Genomic DNA, 16,414 nt, shown 5'->3' with positions numbered 1-16,414 from the left:
GGGCTATCCTTAGTGTGGTTTGCGCTGCCAAATGAGGCGTTTAAACCAGAGGATGAGCCCAAGCATGATCAGCAAATAGGCTATCACACAGCTGCCAATTAACGTGCGGCTGGCTTTGTGGGCATCATCACTCCAGACCAGAAAAGCGGTGACGTCATGGGCCATCTGGGCGGTTGTTGCTTCAGTGCCATCGGGATAGCTCAGCATGTGGTCTTGCAGGGGTGGGCGCATTTTAAAGCGATGATGATGGGTGAGTGCGACGGGATTATAGTACGTATGGGGCGCTAGAACGACACCCGGTGGTGGGGCCGTGTAGCTGTGCAGCATCGTTTCGATATAGCTGGGGCCTCCCTTAATCGTGCGCGCAATATGTGACAGATCTGGTGGGAAGTCCCCTCCATTCGCTGCTTTCCCAACGGCCTCATTAGGATAGGGCGAGGCGATCGGACTGTTAAGGTCAGCATGGCGCTGTTTGCTCCATTCCTCCAAGGCGGGGAGAGAGGGGTTCAGAGCGGCCATATCGCCATAATGGGCTTGGCTCATTCCGTGGCAGCTGCTGCACACATGCTGGAAGACGAACAAACCGCGTTGCTCAGCCGTATCTGCATGCGCCGATGTGACGTCGCTCAAACCTGTTATGAGCAGAGCGGAGAGGAGGGCAAGGCGTTTCATGACTGTGAGCCCTCCTGAGGGCTGCGCGCAAGGCGGCGTTCGCGTTGGGCGGTGAGGGGAAGAAGAATGAGGAAAACGCCAAACCAGACGATCAGCCCCACGCGGCTGAGCCAGAGCCAAAGCGTAGTGGGGCTGTGCACTCCAGCAGCTCCGAGGGTGATAAAGGCGATAAAAACCAGTGTCATGCCGAGGCGAATTGTGGGGCGATAGGTGGCGTTATGGCGAGGGGAACGATCCAGCCAAGGCAGGGCAAACAGCACGAGCACACTAAAGGCGGCCACGATCAGTCCACCCAAGCGTGAAGGAACTGCGCGCAACATGGCGTAGAAGGGGGCGAGATACCATTCCGGTGTAATATCGCTGGGCGTTTTAAGCGGATTAGCAGGAATGATGTTGCTGGTCTTCTCGATCCAATCCGGCAGAAAGAAGAGCAGCCCCGCGTATATAAGGAGGAAGACACAGACGAGCACGCCGTCTTTGCTGATATAATAGGGGCTGAAAGGGCGGGTCTGTGTGACCGGCTGTGGGCTATCGGCCGTTGGGTTGCTGGACCCGACACCGTGGAGGAAAACCACGTGCAGCCCGACAATGGCGAGCACGATAAAGCCTAGCGCAAAATGCAGCACGAAGAAGCGATGCAGTGCGATGGTACCAAGTCCTTCGCCACCAAGAAGAACATTGATGAGCGGCTTGCCGATAGCGGGAATGGCTTCCACAGCATGGGTAATGACGGTAGCGCCCCAATAGGACATCTGCCCCCAAGGCAGGACATAACCCGCAAAAGCAGTGATCATGAAAAGCAGGAGAAGCACAAGCCCGCTGAGCCAGACAAGCTCGCGTGGGGCCTTATAAGAGCCATACCAGAGGCCGCGCCCGACATGGAGGTAGAGAGCGGCGAACAGCATCGTAGCGCCTGTAGTGTGGATGGAACGAATAAGCCAGCCAGAGGGAACGCGTCGTTGGATTTCTTCAATCGCACTGAATGCTTGCTGACTATCAGGTGTGTAATTGAGGGCCAAAAAGAGTCCGCTGAGACCCATCAAGCACAAGGCGACGATGAGGCAGGCGCCAAGCCCCCACCAGCCATTGACAGGCGGCATGGGAAACTGGGTCATATGGCGATGAAGAGGGGCCAGAAACGGAAGGCGCCGTGTAAGCCAACCAGTAGCGTTCGTGTTGGATGAAGAAGGCTGTGTCATGTCAAATCTGCTGAATGGAGGCGATGTTAAAATGAGGGTCAGCCTTGCTCTCACCGAGGCGGATTACCGTGGGGCTGAGATAATGCATGGGCGGCACAGGGAGGTTATAGGGGGCCGGCATATCACGCAGTACCCGCCCCGCTCCGTCAAACTGTGACCCGTGGCAGGGGCAGAAAAACCCACCGGAAGCGGGTAGGTTGGGCAGGTCGCGAAGGTTGGGGATGCAGCCAAGATGGGTGCAGATGGTAATAAACACCCCATAGTCTGCATTGAGGGAACGATGCGCATTGACGGCATCATGGGGCTGTTGAAGAACGGAGGAGTTGGGGTCACGCAGTTGCGCGATAAGCTCTGGGGCGGACAGAGCAGCGATCATGGCCGGTGTGCGCCGTTGGATAGACACGGGGAAGCTCTGCCAAAGAACGGTCTTTTGCCCGCCCGGAGCGAGGTCGCTGACATCAACATCCACCACAGCATTCTGGACAGCATCGCCACTCGTAGCGGCGTGAGGGCCGCGCAAACTGTCAAGAAACGGCACGCTCAGGGCACAGACACCGGCCCCGCCAAGGGCGGCCGTGCTCAGGCCAATAACATCGCGTCGCGTCGGGCCGTCATCAGGTCGATCCGCCGGGTGTGGCTGCTGTGGTCTGTCGCTCATAATGTCCCCTCCATTCGTTGCGTATTTTATGAGGGAAGGTCGGGCGGTGCAATTTCTTTGTGGGGTTGTCATGATCCATATGAAAATGAGTGGTCTATGGACGTCACTTTACCAATGCCAATTTTTCGAGAGGCTTCACTAATGAGGAAATAGTCTCCTTCAAAGATAGATTCTTTAATAGTGTCCCAACAGACAAGCTCTATGATGCAAGGTAACCTGTCTCCTGCACGATAGAACCTATTGGGGTCATCATAATAATGTATTCCCGACCAAAGTTTACCGGGAAGACGTTTAAATTGATGGCAGGGCCTATACCCAGAGAGCACGCCATTATACCGAGGGCTCTTACATGTTTCAGAAAAGAATATCTCTGCCTCAAACATGAGTGTTCCCCCCCCCTTAATATTTAGACAGAATGCCTAATGATTGTATCAAATAATAGTCAATATAGTCGGGGTTGGTAAGGAAAATGTCGTTTAATATAAATTTAGGATAATTTCATTTTACATATTCCGATACCGTTATAAATATCCTATGCTCCTCTCCCGCAAAGGAGAGTCGTATTGTGAGTATAGGCACGCAGAACCCATCATCTTCCACACACTCTAAAGCGGATAAGCAAGGCCGTGCGGAGGATGATTACCCCCTTCGTTACGCACCGAGCCGTTATCGCCGTTGGGCACCGGTGACGGTGGCGATCACCGCGCTGGGCGGCATTGCTTACTTAGCGGACTTTTCGATCGGTGCGTCTATTGCGCTGTCCTATGGGACATGGAACGCGATTTTGGGCATTCTCCTCGCTGCGGCGATCATTTTCATCAGCGGCTTTCCCCTCGCATGGTATGCCGCGCGGTATAATATCGACCTTGACCTGATCTCGCGTGGCGCTGGGTTTGGCTATGGCGGGTCTGTGCTGACGTCGCTGGTTTTTGCCAGCTTTACCTGCATTCTCTTCGCTCTAGAAGGCTCGATCATGGCCCAAGGGTTGGCTCTTGGGGTGGGGCTGCCTTTATGGGCGGGGTATCTGCTCTCAACCTTGGTGGTGTTTCCGTTCGTGCTGTATGGCATGAAGGCTCTGGCCAAAATGCAGGTGTGGACAACGCCTGTCTGGTTACTGCTCATGCTAGGGCCTGTCAGTTACTTGCTCTATAAACAACCTGCCTTAATGCCGCACTTTTTAGGCTTTGCAGGGCTGTCTGGTCATGAGGGCGTGAATTTTTCAGCGATAACGCTTTCCGCAGGTGTTGCGTTGGCGTTAATGGCTCAGATTGGTGAACAAATTGATTATCTGCGCTTTATGCCAACGAAAACGCCGCAAAACAGTACGTCATGGTGGGTGAGTGTGATCGCTGCTGGGCCGGGCTGGGTTATTCTTGGAGCGTTGAAGCAGATTATCGGGGCGTTTCTCGGCGTCTTTATTCTCAAAACTGTTGGGGAACATGTTGCGACAGAGCCCGTGCATCAGTTTTTAGCAGCCTTTCAGGCGGTTGTGCCGGCGTCGTGGGCGATGGTGCTGGCTGTCGTGCTGGTGGTCATTAGCCAGATCAAGATTAACGTGACAAACGCTTATTCTGGCTCTCTTGCATGGACGAGCGCTTATACGCGTCTTACGGGGCATTTCCCGGGGCGTTTGGTGTTTTTGGTCATCAATCTTCTCATCGCGCTTGCCTTGATGGAAGGCAATATGTTTACCGTCTTACAGGCGATCCTCAGCCTGTATGCAGATTGCGCGATTGCGTGGATTATGACGGTCGCGGCCGATATTGTGTTCAATAAATATGTGCTGGGTTTGTCCCCTAAAGAGCCGGAATTTCGTCGCACGATGCTGCCAACGATCAACCCTGTTGGGACGCTTTCTTTCATTGTTGCAACATTGGCGTCTGTTCTTGCCTATGAAGGCGTTTTGGGAGCAGGGCTACAGCCTTACTCGGCGTTGGTCGCGTTTGTCGTGGCGATTGTGATGACGCCCTTTTTAGCGATTGTGACGAAGGGCAAGACGTATCTCCGTCGTCACGATGATGGGATAGAAGAGCCACGCTTCCAACCGGATGGAACGGCGAGCACGACACTTTATCGTTGCACCTGCTGCGGGCATGAGTATGAGCGGCCCGATATGTTGCGTGAGAAAGAAGAGGGCGCGATTATCTGCTCCCTCTGTATTGGCGTAAAGTCGTAAAGAAAGGGTGGGGCGGGTTACAACCCGCCTTGGTCGATAATAAAGCGCGCGACGTCATCGACGCCTTCACCAGATCGTATATTGGTAAAGCTAAAGGGGCGTGTGCCGCGCATCATGCGGCTATCGCGTTCCATCACGCCGAGATCAGCGCCCACATGCGGGGCGAGGTCTGTTTTGTTGATCACCAACAAGTCGCTGCGTGTAATTCCGGGGCCGCCTTTACGGGGGATTTTATCCCCAGCGGATACATCAATGACATAGAGGGTGAGATCAGCTAGCTCTGGGCTGAAGGTCGCGGCGAGGTTGTCTCCACCACTTTCGATTAGAACAATATCAAGGTCGGGAAAGCGTTCGGTGAGTGTGTCAACGCCTGCTAAATTGATGCTGGCATCTTCCCGAATAGCGGTATGTGGGCAGCCACCGGTTTCAATGCCCAAAATCCGTTCTGGGGGGAGAGACCCTGCTTTGGTGAGGAACTCGGCATCTTCGCGCGTATAAATATCGTTGGTGATGGCCGCTATGCTGTAGGATTGGCGGAGCTGGCGGCAGAGCGCGTCCATCAGAGCGGTTTTCCCTGTGCCGACTGGGCCGCCGATACCGACCCGCAAGGGTCCATGAGAGCCGATGTCTAATGCAGGATGTTGGGCATGCTGTGTGGGGGAAGAGCGGTCTGTCATGTTCTAAAGAGCCTTGTTCTCTGTGTTTCATGCTGCATAGCGGCGAGGTCGGCAGCAAAGCAGAGACTGCTGACATCGTCTAACGTGCTATGGGCGGCGCGTTGGGCGGCTTGGGGGAGGATGGCTTCCATATGCTGGAGGGCTCTTAGCCCGTCTGTTTGGCCTAGCGGCACTAGCTTCACAACAGCAGCGACCAAAGCGGCCACAGCGCCATAACCCCCCGCTTGGAGAGCGGCGAGGCGTTCGACCTTTCCACGACGGAAGACAAGCCCTTGTGCAACGGGAAGTGGACAGGCGAAGGCTTTTCGTAGGGCTGTGCAGTCTGGCTGCCAGACAGAAGCGGCGCGGAGGAAGGCTTCGCCTTGCCATAGGCTTTCTTCATAGCGTTCTCGGGACGAGGCACAGGCCAGTGCATAGGCCGCAAGGTCGGCTAACGCCTCGTCCTCATAGGCGCATTCCCACGCTGTGTTGAGGAAGATGAGATCGTTCTTGAGAGAACCATGCTCGATGAGGGCTTCCAGCCAACGGCATAGGCTGGCAACATCGTGGATATGGCCTTGCTCAACGGCCCATTCCAGCCCGTGGCTATAGGCGTAATTTCCTGTAGGGAAAGCTGGGGAGACCCATGAGAGGAGCGGTAGAAAACCGTGCCCTCCTATGGCCGTGTGCATGCTGGTGTTGTCCTCAGTCATGTTGCCCGTCAATGAGAAGAATGGTCTTCATGGCTGTGGCTGTGGCTGTGGCTGTGGCTGTGGCTGTGCTCGCCACGTCCTGCGTAGGCGCCGCTTTCTGGGGAGAAGGGCGCTTCATGGGGGTGGATATGCCCCCCAAGGCCTGCGATCATATCGGCAATAACAGGGTCTTGCCGGACGAGAATGCGGTGTTCTTCAATCATTGCGGGAAGATGCCGATTGCCTAGATGCCAAGCGAGCTGAAGGAGGTGAAGCGGCGTATGCGCTGTGACGGCCATCAGAGGTTCTGGCAGCGCGACAACCTTGATGATCCGGTCATCATCTAGCACAAGCCCGTCACCATGGGCGAGGAGCCGTGCTTGCTTGAGGTCGAGCAGCACGCGTTCTCCGCTCTCTAAAGTCAGCACGATGCGGCGGCGATGGCGCCCTTCATAATCAGCGATAAACTGATCGGCAGCGTCGCTTTCAGCCCAGCTTCCTGCGGGGAGGATGTTGATAATCTGTTTCATCAGAACAAGAAATACCTTTGTGCCATAGGGAGGACGGGCGCAGGCTCACAGGTGAGCAGCTCGCCATCGGCTCGAACTTCATAGGTTTCGGGGTCAACATCAATCTTTGGCATGCTGTTATTATGGATCATATCCGCTTTGCCGATCCCGCCGCGCACATTGCGCACCGCCGAAAGCCGGCGCTTTAAGCCAAGCTTGTGGCCAATATCATCATCCAAAGCGGCTTGAGAGACAAAGGTGAGGCAGCTGGCCGGCAACGCGTTGCCATAGGCGCCGAACATGAAGCGCCCATGCACAGGCTGCGGGGTGGGGATAGACGCGTTCGGGTCGCCCATCATGGCGTACATGATGGTGCCGCCTTTCACGACAAGATCGGGCTTCACAGCGAAAAAGGCGGGGTCCCATAGGGTGAGGTCTGCTAATTTCCCGACTTCAAGCGAGCCAACGTCGTGAGACAGACCATGAGCGATAGCGGGGTTGATGGTATATTTGGCGAGATAGCGCTTAATGCGGTTATTGTCTGCGTCTCCATCACCGGGGAGAGAGCCGCGCTGCTGCTTCATTTTATGGGCCGTTTGCCACGTGCGCAGCGGGACTTCGCCCACCCGTCCCATCGCCTGACTGTCTGAGGACATCATGGAAAGCACGCCCATATCGTGGAAAATATCTTCCGCAGCGATGGTCTCTTTACGGATACGGCTTTCAGCAAAGGCAATATCTTCGGGCACGCGGGGGTTGAGATGATGACAGACCATCAGCATGTCGAGATGCTCATCGAGCGTGTTGACCGTATAGGGACGGGTCGGGTTGGTTGATGAAGGCAGCACATTGGGCAATCCCGCCACACGGATAATGTCGGGTGCATGGCCACCGCCAGCACCTTCTGTATGGAAGGCGTGAATGGTGCGGTCTTTAAAGGCGGCGATAGTATCTTCCACAAAGCCGCTTTCATTGAGCGTATCGGTATGGATCATGACCTGCACATCCATACGATCAGCGACAGAGAGGCAGCAATCAATGGCTGCGGGGGTAGAGCCCCAGTCCTCGTGTAGTTTGAGGCAGCTTGCTCCGGCGCGCACCATTTCTTCCAACGCAGCGGGGTGGGAGGCGTTTCCTTTGCCCGCAAAAGCGAGATTGACGGGCAAACCTTCGGCTGCTTGCAACATACGGGCGAGATGCCACGGCCCCGGTGTGCAGGTCGTGGCCGCGGTGCCGGTCGCTGGGCCTGTGCCGCCACCGAGGAGGGTGGTGATCCCGGCGGCAAGCGCTTCTTCGACCTGTTGAGGGCAGATATAATGGATATGGGCATCAATCCCGCCGGGGGTCACGATGCGCCCTTCAGCTGCGATGATTTCAGTGCCCGGGCCGATAATAATATCCACCCTAGGTTGAATATCGGGATTGCCTGCTTTGCCAATGGCAGCAATCCGTCCATCTTTAAGGCCAATATCGGCTTTGACGATCCCCCAATGGTCGAGAATGACGGCATTGGTGATGACTGTATCCATCGCGCCTTCAGCGCGGCTATGCTGAGATTGGCCCATGCCATCACGGATCGTTTTACCCCCGCCAAAGCAGACTTCTTCACCATAAGTCGTGAAATCTTTTTCAATTTCGGCAATCAAGGACGTATCGGCGAGACGAAGCCTATCACCCGTTGTTGGGCCATATTGATGGGCGTAATCATGGCGTGATAAGCGGCTCATTTCTCGTGCCCTTCTCCGTGGAAGCCTCGGATACGCTGCTTGCCGCGATAGGCGATGAGCGTGACCTCTCGCTCTTGCCCCGGTTCAAAGCGCACGGCTCCACCTGAGGGGATATTGAGCCGTTTACCCCAAGCTTGCGCACGGTCGAGGTCTAACGCGGGGTTGACCTCGGCAAAATGGTAATGACTACCGACCTGCACGGGGCGGTCGCCACGATTGATGACCATAAGGCGGACAGTAGCCTGACCGTCATTGAGGATAATCTCCCCTTGAGCGGGAAGAATTTCACCCGGGATCGCACCTTCTGGCAGACAGTCCGGTGGGGTATTAACGGATTGGGTCATGAACGGTCACCAATTTTGTTCCATCAGGGAAAGTGGCTTCGACCTGCACATCAGCGATCATTTCAGCAACGCCGGGCATAACCTGATCGCGGGTGAGCACCTCGCCACCACTGGCCATAAGCTCGGCCACACTGCGCCCATCACGCGCGCCTTCAACAACATGGTCGGTAATCAGAGCGACAGCTTCGGGGTAATTGAGGCGGACGCCACGTTCTAATCGTTTGCGGGCAACGATGGCGGCCATAGCAACCAGGAGTTTATCTTTTTCGCGTGGGGTTAGCTTCATCCTCTTACCTGCTCCTTACCGGTCTGCCTTTGGGGGCAGCATAACGCGTCTTTTCACAGGCGCCAGCCCGTTGGCATGGGGCGCTCTTCCCGTAAAATGGGGAGGAGACGGCTCATGAGCTGCTCAACGTCCCAATTGCTCTGGGCCAAACCACGGATAATGAGCGTATCATTCCAGCAAGAGGCTGCAAAGGACGTGCCTTCGCCAAGCTCGGCTAAAAGCGGGCGTATCTTTGGCAGAAAACGCGTGACCTCTGGGGCAACCATGATAAGTGTGGCATCAAGGCGGGCGTTATGGCCCATCGCTGGATGCTGCAAAAGTGATTGAATAAGTGCGCCTTCTAGTGCCGTGCATTCTTCTACAAGCGGGCGACCGTCCCGGCGGATACTGAGCCGGTCGCGTAGCGAGAGCGATTGCAGGCGTTCAGACGAGGCGTACCGGCCATAAATCCGGCTTTCATAGAAGAGAAAGCGAGAGGACGAAGCCATATCAACACTCATATGCCGGTTAAAACGTGCGCCATCGAATAGAATGGTTCCGTGGGGGAGCCACTCTAGGCGTGCATGTGGGGCGAGCGTGCAGGTTGTCTCAACGCAAGCGGGGGCATCGTTGGAGCGGGCACGATAGACACGTTCATGGGCTTGAGCACTCATGAGGAGGTCAGCCTCTTCATGGCAGGTAAGACGGCCTAACAGCTGGTCGCCCGCGGCTAACCCCCCTGAAATATTGACCATGACGGCTTCAAGCTGTGGGCTATCACGCCGTGGGAATAACAGTCGGCTACAGCCCCCTTGCTTCATAGAGCCACGTCGTGTGTGCGTGTCACGCCGGCGGGCTTCTAGCTCAAAAAGCCCTTCTGCGCGTTGCAGATACGTGCTGTCTTCCTTGCCTGTCATGCGTCTCCTCTCGGTTTTATGAGGCATTGTAGCGTTGGAGGCGACGGCGTGAGAAGAGGCGGAGGAGGCGTGCTTTCAGCCCTTCCATAAAGAGATAGACGATGGGGGTGGTGTAAAAGGTGAGGAGCTGACTGATGAGCATCCCGCCTAAAATAGAGACCCCGAGAGGGAGACGAAGCTCACAGCCATAGCCATCACCCGTCATGAGAGGAATAGCCCCCAGAGCAGCGGCAAGGGTGGTCATCAAAATAGGGCGAAAGCGGGTGATAGAGGCCTGATAAATCGCGTCACGCGGGGAGAGGTTCTGTTCTTTTTGCGCATGGAGGGCGAAGTCGATCACCAAAATGGCGTTTTTCTTCACAATACCGGTGAGCAAAATAATACCAATAATGGCAATCAGGCTAAAGGATTGGCTGCAGACCCATAAACCAAGCACAGCCCCCACCCCAGCAGAGGGAAGAGTAGAGAGGATGGTGATCGGATGGATAAGGCTTTCATACAGCATGCCCAAGGTAATGTACATGATGGCCAAAGCAGCCAGAAAGGCGAGGAGGGCGTTAACCATGAGCGTATTGGTCTCTCCTGCCGTGCCGGTAAAGTCGCCCCGGATCGTGTCGGACGCATGCAAAGCGGTGAGGGTTTGGTGAATGCTCTCAACGGCGTCGTTATAGGAAACCCCTTGGGCGAGGTCGAAGGAGATGGTGGTTGCGTAACTGCCATTATGATGGCTGATGCTGAGTGGAAGAGGGGTGGGGATAATTTTGGCGACATTATCAAGCGGAATCATCGTTTCACGAGCAGATGAGACAGCAGCCCCGTTTGATGATGTGCCAGAAAGCTGATTAGCCAGTGAATTCGTAATAGAGGCGGTAGCGAGGCTGTTTTGTGCGCTGATGGTGCCTTCCCCACGCACTCGGATGAGGTTAGAGGCAATCCCCCCAGCAGCCGTTCCTGCAGACGTGGAGAGCCAGAGATGGTGCAAAAGCCGGGGGTTTTGACGAAATTGATCGGCTACGACCATCACAACACGATGGTTGGTGAGTGGAAGATGGATGGTGGAGGTAATCGCCTGCCCATAAGCATCATAGAGCGCATTTTGCACGAGCTGAGGAGTGACACCATACCGGGCCTCAAGGTCACGCTCGACGATAATATTGGCTGAGAAAGCCTGACTTTCCGAATCTGAGGAGAGATTGGTGAGTTTACCGCTCTTGCGCAATGTTGCGATGAGCTGAGGCGTCACCTGATAAAGCGGGCCGCTCTCGTCACTTCGCAAAACATAACGATAGTTCCCGCTGGTATTCGCACTCCCTCCCTGCCGATTGCTGGAGAGGGCCGTAAACATTACTTCAGCCCCGGCGCGAGGGGGGACGTTTTTATGCAGACGTTGCAAAATAACAGGAATGCTTTCCCGCTTATGCTTGTCTTTCAGGACGATAAAAAACCGCCCTGAATGGCTGTTTTCATTAAAGGCGGAGACGGATTCCACGGCGGGATCTTGCCGAACAATGGTTTCGACTTCATGAAGGCGGTGGGTCAATGCGTGGAAGGAGAGGTCAGGTTCCCCCGTGACGACCCCGCGCAGAATGGCCAAGTCTAGGTCGGGCATCGGAGCTTTGGGCATGAGCGCAATGCTGACGACGAGGATCACGAAGCTTCCGGGAAGGGTCAGCCCAATCAGAATAGGGTGGCGTAAGCTCCACCGCACGGAACGCCCATAGAGGGTGGTCATGCCCGTTAGGCTCTTCTCCAATAGCATAACAGCACGTTTGAGGCGGCCGGATGGCTGTGTATTCGAGTGCGCGTTTGGAGGAGACACTTTGAGGAAATGCGCGCAAAGCATGGGGGTGAGTGTAAGAGACAGCACCATAGAGACAACAATCGTGGCAATCGTCGTCATAGAAAATTCGTAGAGAATGGAACCAAGCGTGCCGGGGATGCACAGCAAGGGGATAAAGACAGCGATGAGTGATAGGCTGATGGACAGCACCGTAAAAGTAATTTCGGAAGCACCGCGTATGCTCGCCTCGCGTCGGCTATAGCCTTCCTCCATGAAGCGGGCGATATTTTCCAGCACGACAATGGCGTCATCTACGACAAAGCCAACGGCTACGGTGAGCGCCATAAGGGAGAGAATATCGAGTGAGAAATGAAACCCTTCCATAACGGCGAGCGAGCCAGACAGGGCAATCGGTACGGTGATGGCCGGAATCAGTGTGCTGACCGCATGCCGGAAGAAGAGCGCAATAACCAGCACGACGAGCAGGATAGAGACGACCAGAGTAAGGCGGGCATCCACCAAAGATGCACGAATCGTGCGTGAGAGATCAACACCCACATGGAGGTCTACCGTGCCGGGGAGAGAGGCGCGCAGGGTGGGGAGCCGTTTGTTGATCCCATCGACAATCGCCACCGTGTTGGCATGGGGCTGGGGCATCACCATGATGGTGACGGCGGGAAGATTGTTAAAAGAGCTGGTTTGATACACATCCTGCACATCATCGCGGAGGGTGGCGATGTCACGCAGATAGATCGGGTTAAAATTATTGCGATACCCAACGATCAAGTCACGATATTGAGCGCTATTGATGGCTTGATCATTGGTGCGAAGCTCAACGCGCTTTCCGTGGAACGTAATAAATCCTTTGGGGGTGTAGGCGTTGGCGGAGGCGAGGGCGGAACGAATATCTTCCGGGTTAATCCCCCAGCGGTAAAGCGGATACGGGTTGAGCTCAACACGGACAGAGGGGGTTGAGGCGCCAAAGACTTCCACACGGCCCACGCCGGGTACTTGAGCGAGAAGCGGGCGCACGCGGATCGTCGCTAAGTCATACAAAGCGGCTGTTGAGCTATACTGGGAGGTCAGATGGAGGAGATAGGCCGGGTTCCCTCCATCTAACTTGAAGGCCATTGGGTCAGAGTCCAACGTGCCTTTGGGTAGATCGCTCCGGGCAGCCCGCAGAGCGGCTTGCACATCACGCAATGCTCCGTCGATATTGCGTGAGGGAGCGAATTCAAGCGTGATGGTGGTTTGCCCGTTTTCTGAAACGGATTCGAGTGTTTGTACATCTGCGATAGAGGCAAGATGGCGCTCAAGAGGCGTGGTGACCGAGGTGGCCATCTGCTGTGGGTCAGCTCCTGGTTGGGAGCCGACAACCATAATCGCCGTAGCGGTGATATCGGGCATGGTGGCCACGGGTAGAAGAGGGAGGGCGACCATCCCTGCAAGAAAAATAGCGATAGACAGGAGAGTCGTGGCAACGGGGCGGTCAATAAAGAACCGACAAAAATTCATCCTCCTGTCTCCTCACATGTCGGGCCGCTGTTTATAGGAGACAAGAGAATGACATAGAACGGGTTACGTTCCTATCGCAGACACTTCTATCTTTTTATCAAATGACGAAAAGATTACGGTGTGATTGGTGATGAGACCGGTACATTCCCATAACCGGGCACGTAGGTGACGCGTGGTTCTGTTGTATAACCAGCACCTGGCTGATAATGCGTGTACCCCGGCACAGGGTAAGGATAGCTCGGGATGTCATTTTGTGGGGCTGGTGGGGCCTCGTTAATGATGGTGACATTCGGTGCTTGGGGCGGCCCGTAGGAAGGATAGCTGCCATATCCGCCCCCTCCATAGCCACCACCGTAATAACCACTGTCGTAATATCCGCCTCCGCCAAAAGGAGGGTAGGCTGGCGCGTAGTTGTATGGGCCACCGAAACCACCGCCGCCCCAGCCACCACCGCCGAAAAGGGCATTCACGCCCATTTGAGCGGCGTCATAACCAACGCCTTCGCCCATACCCATAGCAAAGCCACGGCCAAACCCGCCATGATGGTGATGAGCTTGAGCATTGTTTAATGGTGCGCCAAGGAGCATGAGAGCACCAAAGGCCGGAAGAATTGTGCGGGTGAGATGTGTATGAAACATCATGGTTGCCCCCTCAATAAAGATCAATCATCAAATGGCTATCGAGTAGCCTATGGGAATCAATATAGGTTCTTTTGATGAAAGATGTGAGTGAAATTGTCGTCACTTTTTGGAAAGATTAGTGGTTACATAGGTCATGAAAATATTCTCAATAAGTGTATGTGGGTTCTATTTATAAAAAGGCACCACATACATAATGGCCAAAAGACCTTAAAGAGCAATCTCTGCTAGGGTTGCTTGGGTAACATGGATGACGTCTTGAGGGGCTATGCAAGCGAGGAAGCCTTGAGCGCCAGCGTTGATCCAGATTTTTTCATGCGTTAACGCGCTTTGATCTAACACGACCGGGAAGGTTTGACGTGAGCCAAAAGGAGTCGTCCCGCCCGAGACAAACCCAGTGCGATCATGGGCTTCCTCTGGTTGCATCATCTTTGCGTTTCGCCCGCCAAGGGCTGCAGCAAGAGCTTTAAAATCAACACGCTGCGCAACAGGAATAACCGCGAAAACAGGCTGTTTACGATCAATTTTAGCCGCCAGTGTTTTGAAGACAGCGCTACAAGGTGCATTGATCGCTTGTGCAGCTTGTTCACCAATATGTCCCTTTTGAGGGGCATAGTCATAAGAGATAGTGGTGAAGGCAACACCGGCTTGGGTGAGGAACTCTGTTGCAACGGTCTCTAGTGGCATCATGGCCTCCTTATTTTCTTCATACTCTTTCTAGCATGAGAATGTCTTTAATGGGGAATTCCTGCGGGAAAACGAGAAAGTTAATAAATAATAAAAGTAAAAATTAACCCTATATTCATATATTTAATAATATAAATTAGTAAATTTCTTGTATCTACATTCAAAATGCCATTAAAGCTTGTGCCTTTTTGTTTTTATTTAACAAATAAAGGGTAGAGTCATAGATGGTTTCTAATATGCGAAATATTTATAGGTATGAGTGTCATGAGACGTTTTTGGTCGGTGTCGCCTTTGTTAAAAAGTAAGCCGTTCAGCAAGACTCTATACTTGTCTTCCACAGTCCTTTTCATGACACAGTTGCAGCCGGCTCATGCTGACCCTTTGCTTGGCTGCAGTAGCAACAATGGAGCCATCGTTTGTAAGCAGGGTTTCCCCGGAGTTGCGACAGCGCTTAACCCGGTTCTTCTTAATGGTGGGAATATCCTAGGGTGGAATGGCACAGCTAGCTCGATACGTCTAAGCAACAACGCGGCTATTACCGCGACAATGCTGACGTCGGGTGGCACGGTTATTGGTAACGGTTCGGGCTATAATATCAATAATGTGACGATTGATGCGGGCTCCAGTATCGATTCCACTGGCACAGCTATTAGTCTTGGATCCAACGCTACGATTAATATTAACGGGAAAGTCGTTGGTTCGCGCTCTATGACCTACGGTGGCCCCTTAGGAAGCGGGCCTAACATTGTTGAGTTTGTTGGGAATACGACAGTCAACGTAGGAACCACTGGGAAAGTTATCCAGCCATCAGGTTCCGATGCCAATAGTAACGGTGAAGCCTTTAACCCTATGGGTGGTGGGAACCGTATTATTAACCGAGGGCTTATTCAAACAGATACAGCTGCGGATATTTGGTTTGAGGGGAAAGATACAGCAACGAGTTCTCGGCCGAATAGTGTTGAAAACTATGGTACAATCACGGCAGGGAAGAGCGGACAAGGAGAAGTTCTTGGCTCCTCTGGGCAGGGAACTCTTAATTTCACAAACTTTACGGGAGGAGTCGTTAACGGAAATATCGACTTGAATCCCGGCGTAGCCAATCAGGCTACTTTATATAATGGATCTATTATTAATGGGAGCATGACGGGGGGGGGAGACACGGCGTCGCTTACTCTGACAGGTCAAGGGAATGATACTCTTAGTTCAGGGGTTAGTGAGTTTGGGAGTTTAACAAAGGCTGGTTCTGGTACGTGGACAGTCAATTCTCCTTTGTCTGCTCTGAGCAACAACCTGACGACCAACATTAATAACGGCACGTTAATTGTTGCAGGAAGTGCCAATTTGAATGGCGATGCAACGACTATTGGTAGTAGTGGCACGCTTCAACTTGGTAATAATGATAATGGCGGTGCTCTTTCTGGAAGTACGCTTACGAATAACGGTGCTTTTAACATCAATCGTACGGATAATGTGACATTAAACCAGGTTATTTCTGGCACAGGTACGCTGAACCAGAATGGCTCTGGCACAACGACGCTGACGGGAGACAGCATCTACTATAGCGGCCTAACAACGATTAATGGGGGCACGCTTCAGCTTGGGAATGGCGGCACGAGTGGGGCGATTGCCAGCCAGACAATCATTGATAATGGCACGTTTGCGATTAATCGCAGTGATAATGTTACGTTTGGCCTAGCAATTTCCGGGACGGGTGGTTTTGCTCAAAATGGCACAGGAACCATGGCGCTGTTGGGTGCGCAAACCTATACTGGCCCGACGACGATCAATGCCGGCACGCTGCAGTTGGGAGATGGGGGGACAAGTGGCTCCATTGTCAGTCAAGCGGTCATTGATAATGGTACGTTCGCGATTAATCACAGCGATGCTGTGACGTTAAACCAGACAATCTCTGGCACAGGTGGTTTTGCTCAAAACGGTTCTGGCACGACGACCCTGACAGGGAACAGCACCTATAGCGG

At 53.9% G+C, this 16,414-nt stretch carries 15 protein-coding genes; 2 read left to right on the top strand and 13 right to left on the bottom strand.

Features of this window, described 5'->3' with window-relative positions:
* Positions 1-9 precede the first annotated feature (9 nt).
* From F457_RS0107880 to petA, 3 genes are read right to left on the bottom strand one after another with little or no spacing between them, the layout of a single operon-like run.
* On the bottom strand, positions 10-672 hold the full coding sequence (locus tag F457_RS0107880; protein ID WP_018980593.1) for a cytochrome c1: 663 nt from the start codon (positions 670-672) through the stop codon (positions 10-12).
* On the bottom strand, positions 669-1,871 hold the full coding sequence (locus F457_RS12600; protein WP_018980592.1) for a cytochrome b: 1,203 nt from the start codon (positions 1,869-1,871) through the stop codon (positions 669-671). The genes F457_RS0107880 and F457_RS12600 overlap by 4 nt, the downstream gene beginning before the upstream one ends.
* A 1-nt stretch (position 1,872) precedes the next feature.
* Complete coding sequence (petA, locus tag F457_RS0107870) at positions 1,873-2,529, bottom strand: ubiquinol-cytochrome c reductase iron-sulfur subunit (protein WP_018980591.1); 657 nt, start codon at positions 2,527-2,529, stop codon at positions 1,873-1,875.
* A 565-nt stretch (positions 2,530-3,094) separates the two neighbouring features.
* Here petA and F457_RS0107865 point away from each other — a divergent pair.
* The gene (locus F457_RS0107865) at positions 3,095-4,705 is read left to right on the top strand and encodes a purine-cytosine permease family protein (protein ID WP_018980590.1); all 1,611 of its coding nucleotides are present in this window, start codon (positions 3,095-3,097) and stop codon (positions 4,703-4,705) included.
* Positions 4,706-4,722: 17 nt separating this feature from the next.
* Here the strand turns inward: F457_RS0107865 and ureG are convergent, their stop codons facing one another.
* The 10 genes from ureG to ybaK all read right to left on the bottom strand — a co-directional run bounded on the left by ureG (position 4,723) and on the right by ybaK (position 14,438).
* Positions 4,723-5,382: an urease accessory protein UreG gene (ureG, locus tag F457_RS0107860; protein WP_018980589.1), complete on the bottom strand. Its 660-nt coding sequence runs from the start codon at positions 5,380-5,382 to the stop codon at positions 4,723-4,725.
* Positions 5,379-6,074 carry an urease accessory protein UreF gene (locus tag F457_RS0107855; RefSeq protein ID WP_245539128.1) on the bottom strand — a complete coding sequence of 232 codons (696 nt, stop codon included), beginning with the start codon at positions 6,072-6,074 and terminating at the stop codon, positions 5,379-5,381. The genes ureG and F457_RS0107855 overlap by 4 nt, the downstream gene beginning before the upstream one ends.
* An 8-nt stretch (positions 6,075-6,082) precedes the next feature.
* Positions 6,083-6,583 carry an urease accessory protein UreE gene (locus tag F457_RS0107850; protein ID WP_018980587.1) on the bottom strand — a complete coding sequence of 167 codons (501 nt, stop codon included), beginning with the start codon at positions 6,581-6,583 and terminating at the stop codon, positions 6,083-6,085.
* Positions 6,583-8,289, bottom strand: a complete 1,707-nt coding sequence (gene ureC / locus F457_RS0107845) for an urease subunit alpha (protein WP_018980586.1) — start codon at positions 8,287-8,289, stop codon at positions 6,583-6,585. Before ureC ends, F457_RS0107850 begins: the two co-directional genes overlap by 1 nt.
* A complete protein-coding gene (locus tag F457_RS0107840) occupies positions 8,286-8,633 on the bottom strand; it encodes an urease subunit beta (protein WP_018980585.1) in 348 nt (115 codons plus the stop codon). The genes ureC and F457_RS0107840 overlap by 4 nt, the downstream gene beginning before the upstream one ends.
* Positions 8,617-8,919, bottom strand: coding sequence for an urease subunit gamma (locus F457_RS0107835; RefSeq protein ID WP_018980584.1), 303 nt, complete (start codon positions 8,917-8,919; stop codon positions 8,617-8,619). Before F457_RS0107835 ends, F457_RS0107840 begins: the two co-directional genes overlap by 17 nt.
* A gap of 53 nt (positions 8,920-8,972) precedes the next feature.
* Positions 8,973-9,815 (bottom strand): urease accessory protein UreD, encoded by an 843-nt coding sequence (locus F457_RS0107830; RefSeq protein WP_018980583.1) that lies wholly within the window; start codon positions 9,813-9,815, stop codon positions 8,973-8,975.
* Positions 9,816-9,831: 16 nt separating this feature from the next.
* On the bottom strand, positions 9,832-13,110 hold the full coding sequence (locus F457_RS0107825; RefSeq protein WP_018980582.1) for an efflux RND transporter permease subunit: 3,279 nt from the start codon (positions 13,108-13,110) through the stop codon (positions 9,832-9,834).
* A 113-nt stretch (positions 13,111-13,223) separates the two neighbouring features.
* The gene (locus F457_RS14105) at positions 13,224-13,751 is read right to left on the bottom strand and encodes a hypothetical protein (RefSeq protein WP_018980581.1); all 528 of its coding nucleotides are present in this window, start codon (positions 13,749-13,751) and stop codon (positions 13,224-13,226) included.
* Positions 13,752-13,958: 207 nt separating this feature from the next.
* Positions 13,959-14,438, bottom strand: coding sequence for a Cys-tRNA(Pro) deacylase (gene ybaK, locus F457_RS0107815; protein WP_083912739.1), 480 nt, complete (start codon positions 14,436-14,438; stop codon positions 13,959-13,961).
* A 345-nt stretch (positions 14,439-14,783) separates the two neighbouring features.
* On the opposite strand from ybaK, the gene F457_RS12590 reads away from it, so the two are divergent.
* Positions 14,784-16,414, top strand: a 1,631-nt coding sequence (locus tag F457_RS12590) for a beta strand repeat-containing protein (RefSeq protein WP_018980578.1), incomplete at its 3' end; no start/stop codon positions are given.

The organism is Saccharibacter floricola DSM 15669 (assembly GCF_000378165.1).
In the GTDB taxonomy this organism is placed as follows: Bacteria; Pseudomonadota; Alphaproteobacteria; order Acetobacterales; family Acetobacteraceae; genus Saccharibacter; species Saccharibacter floricola.
This window is presented reverse-complemented; position numbering and strand designations above follow the sequence as displayed.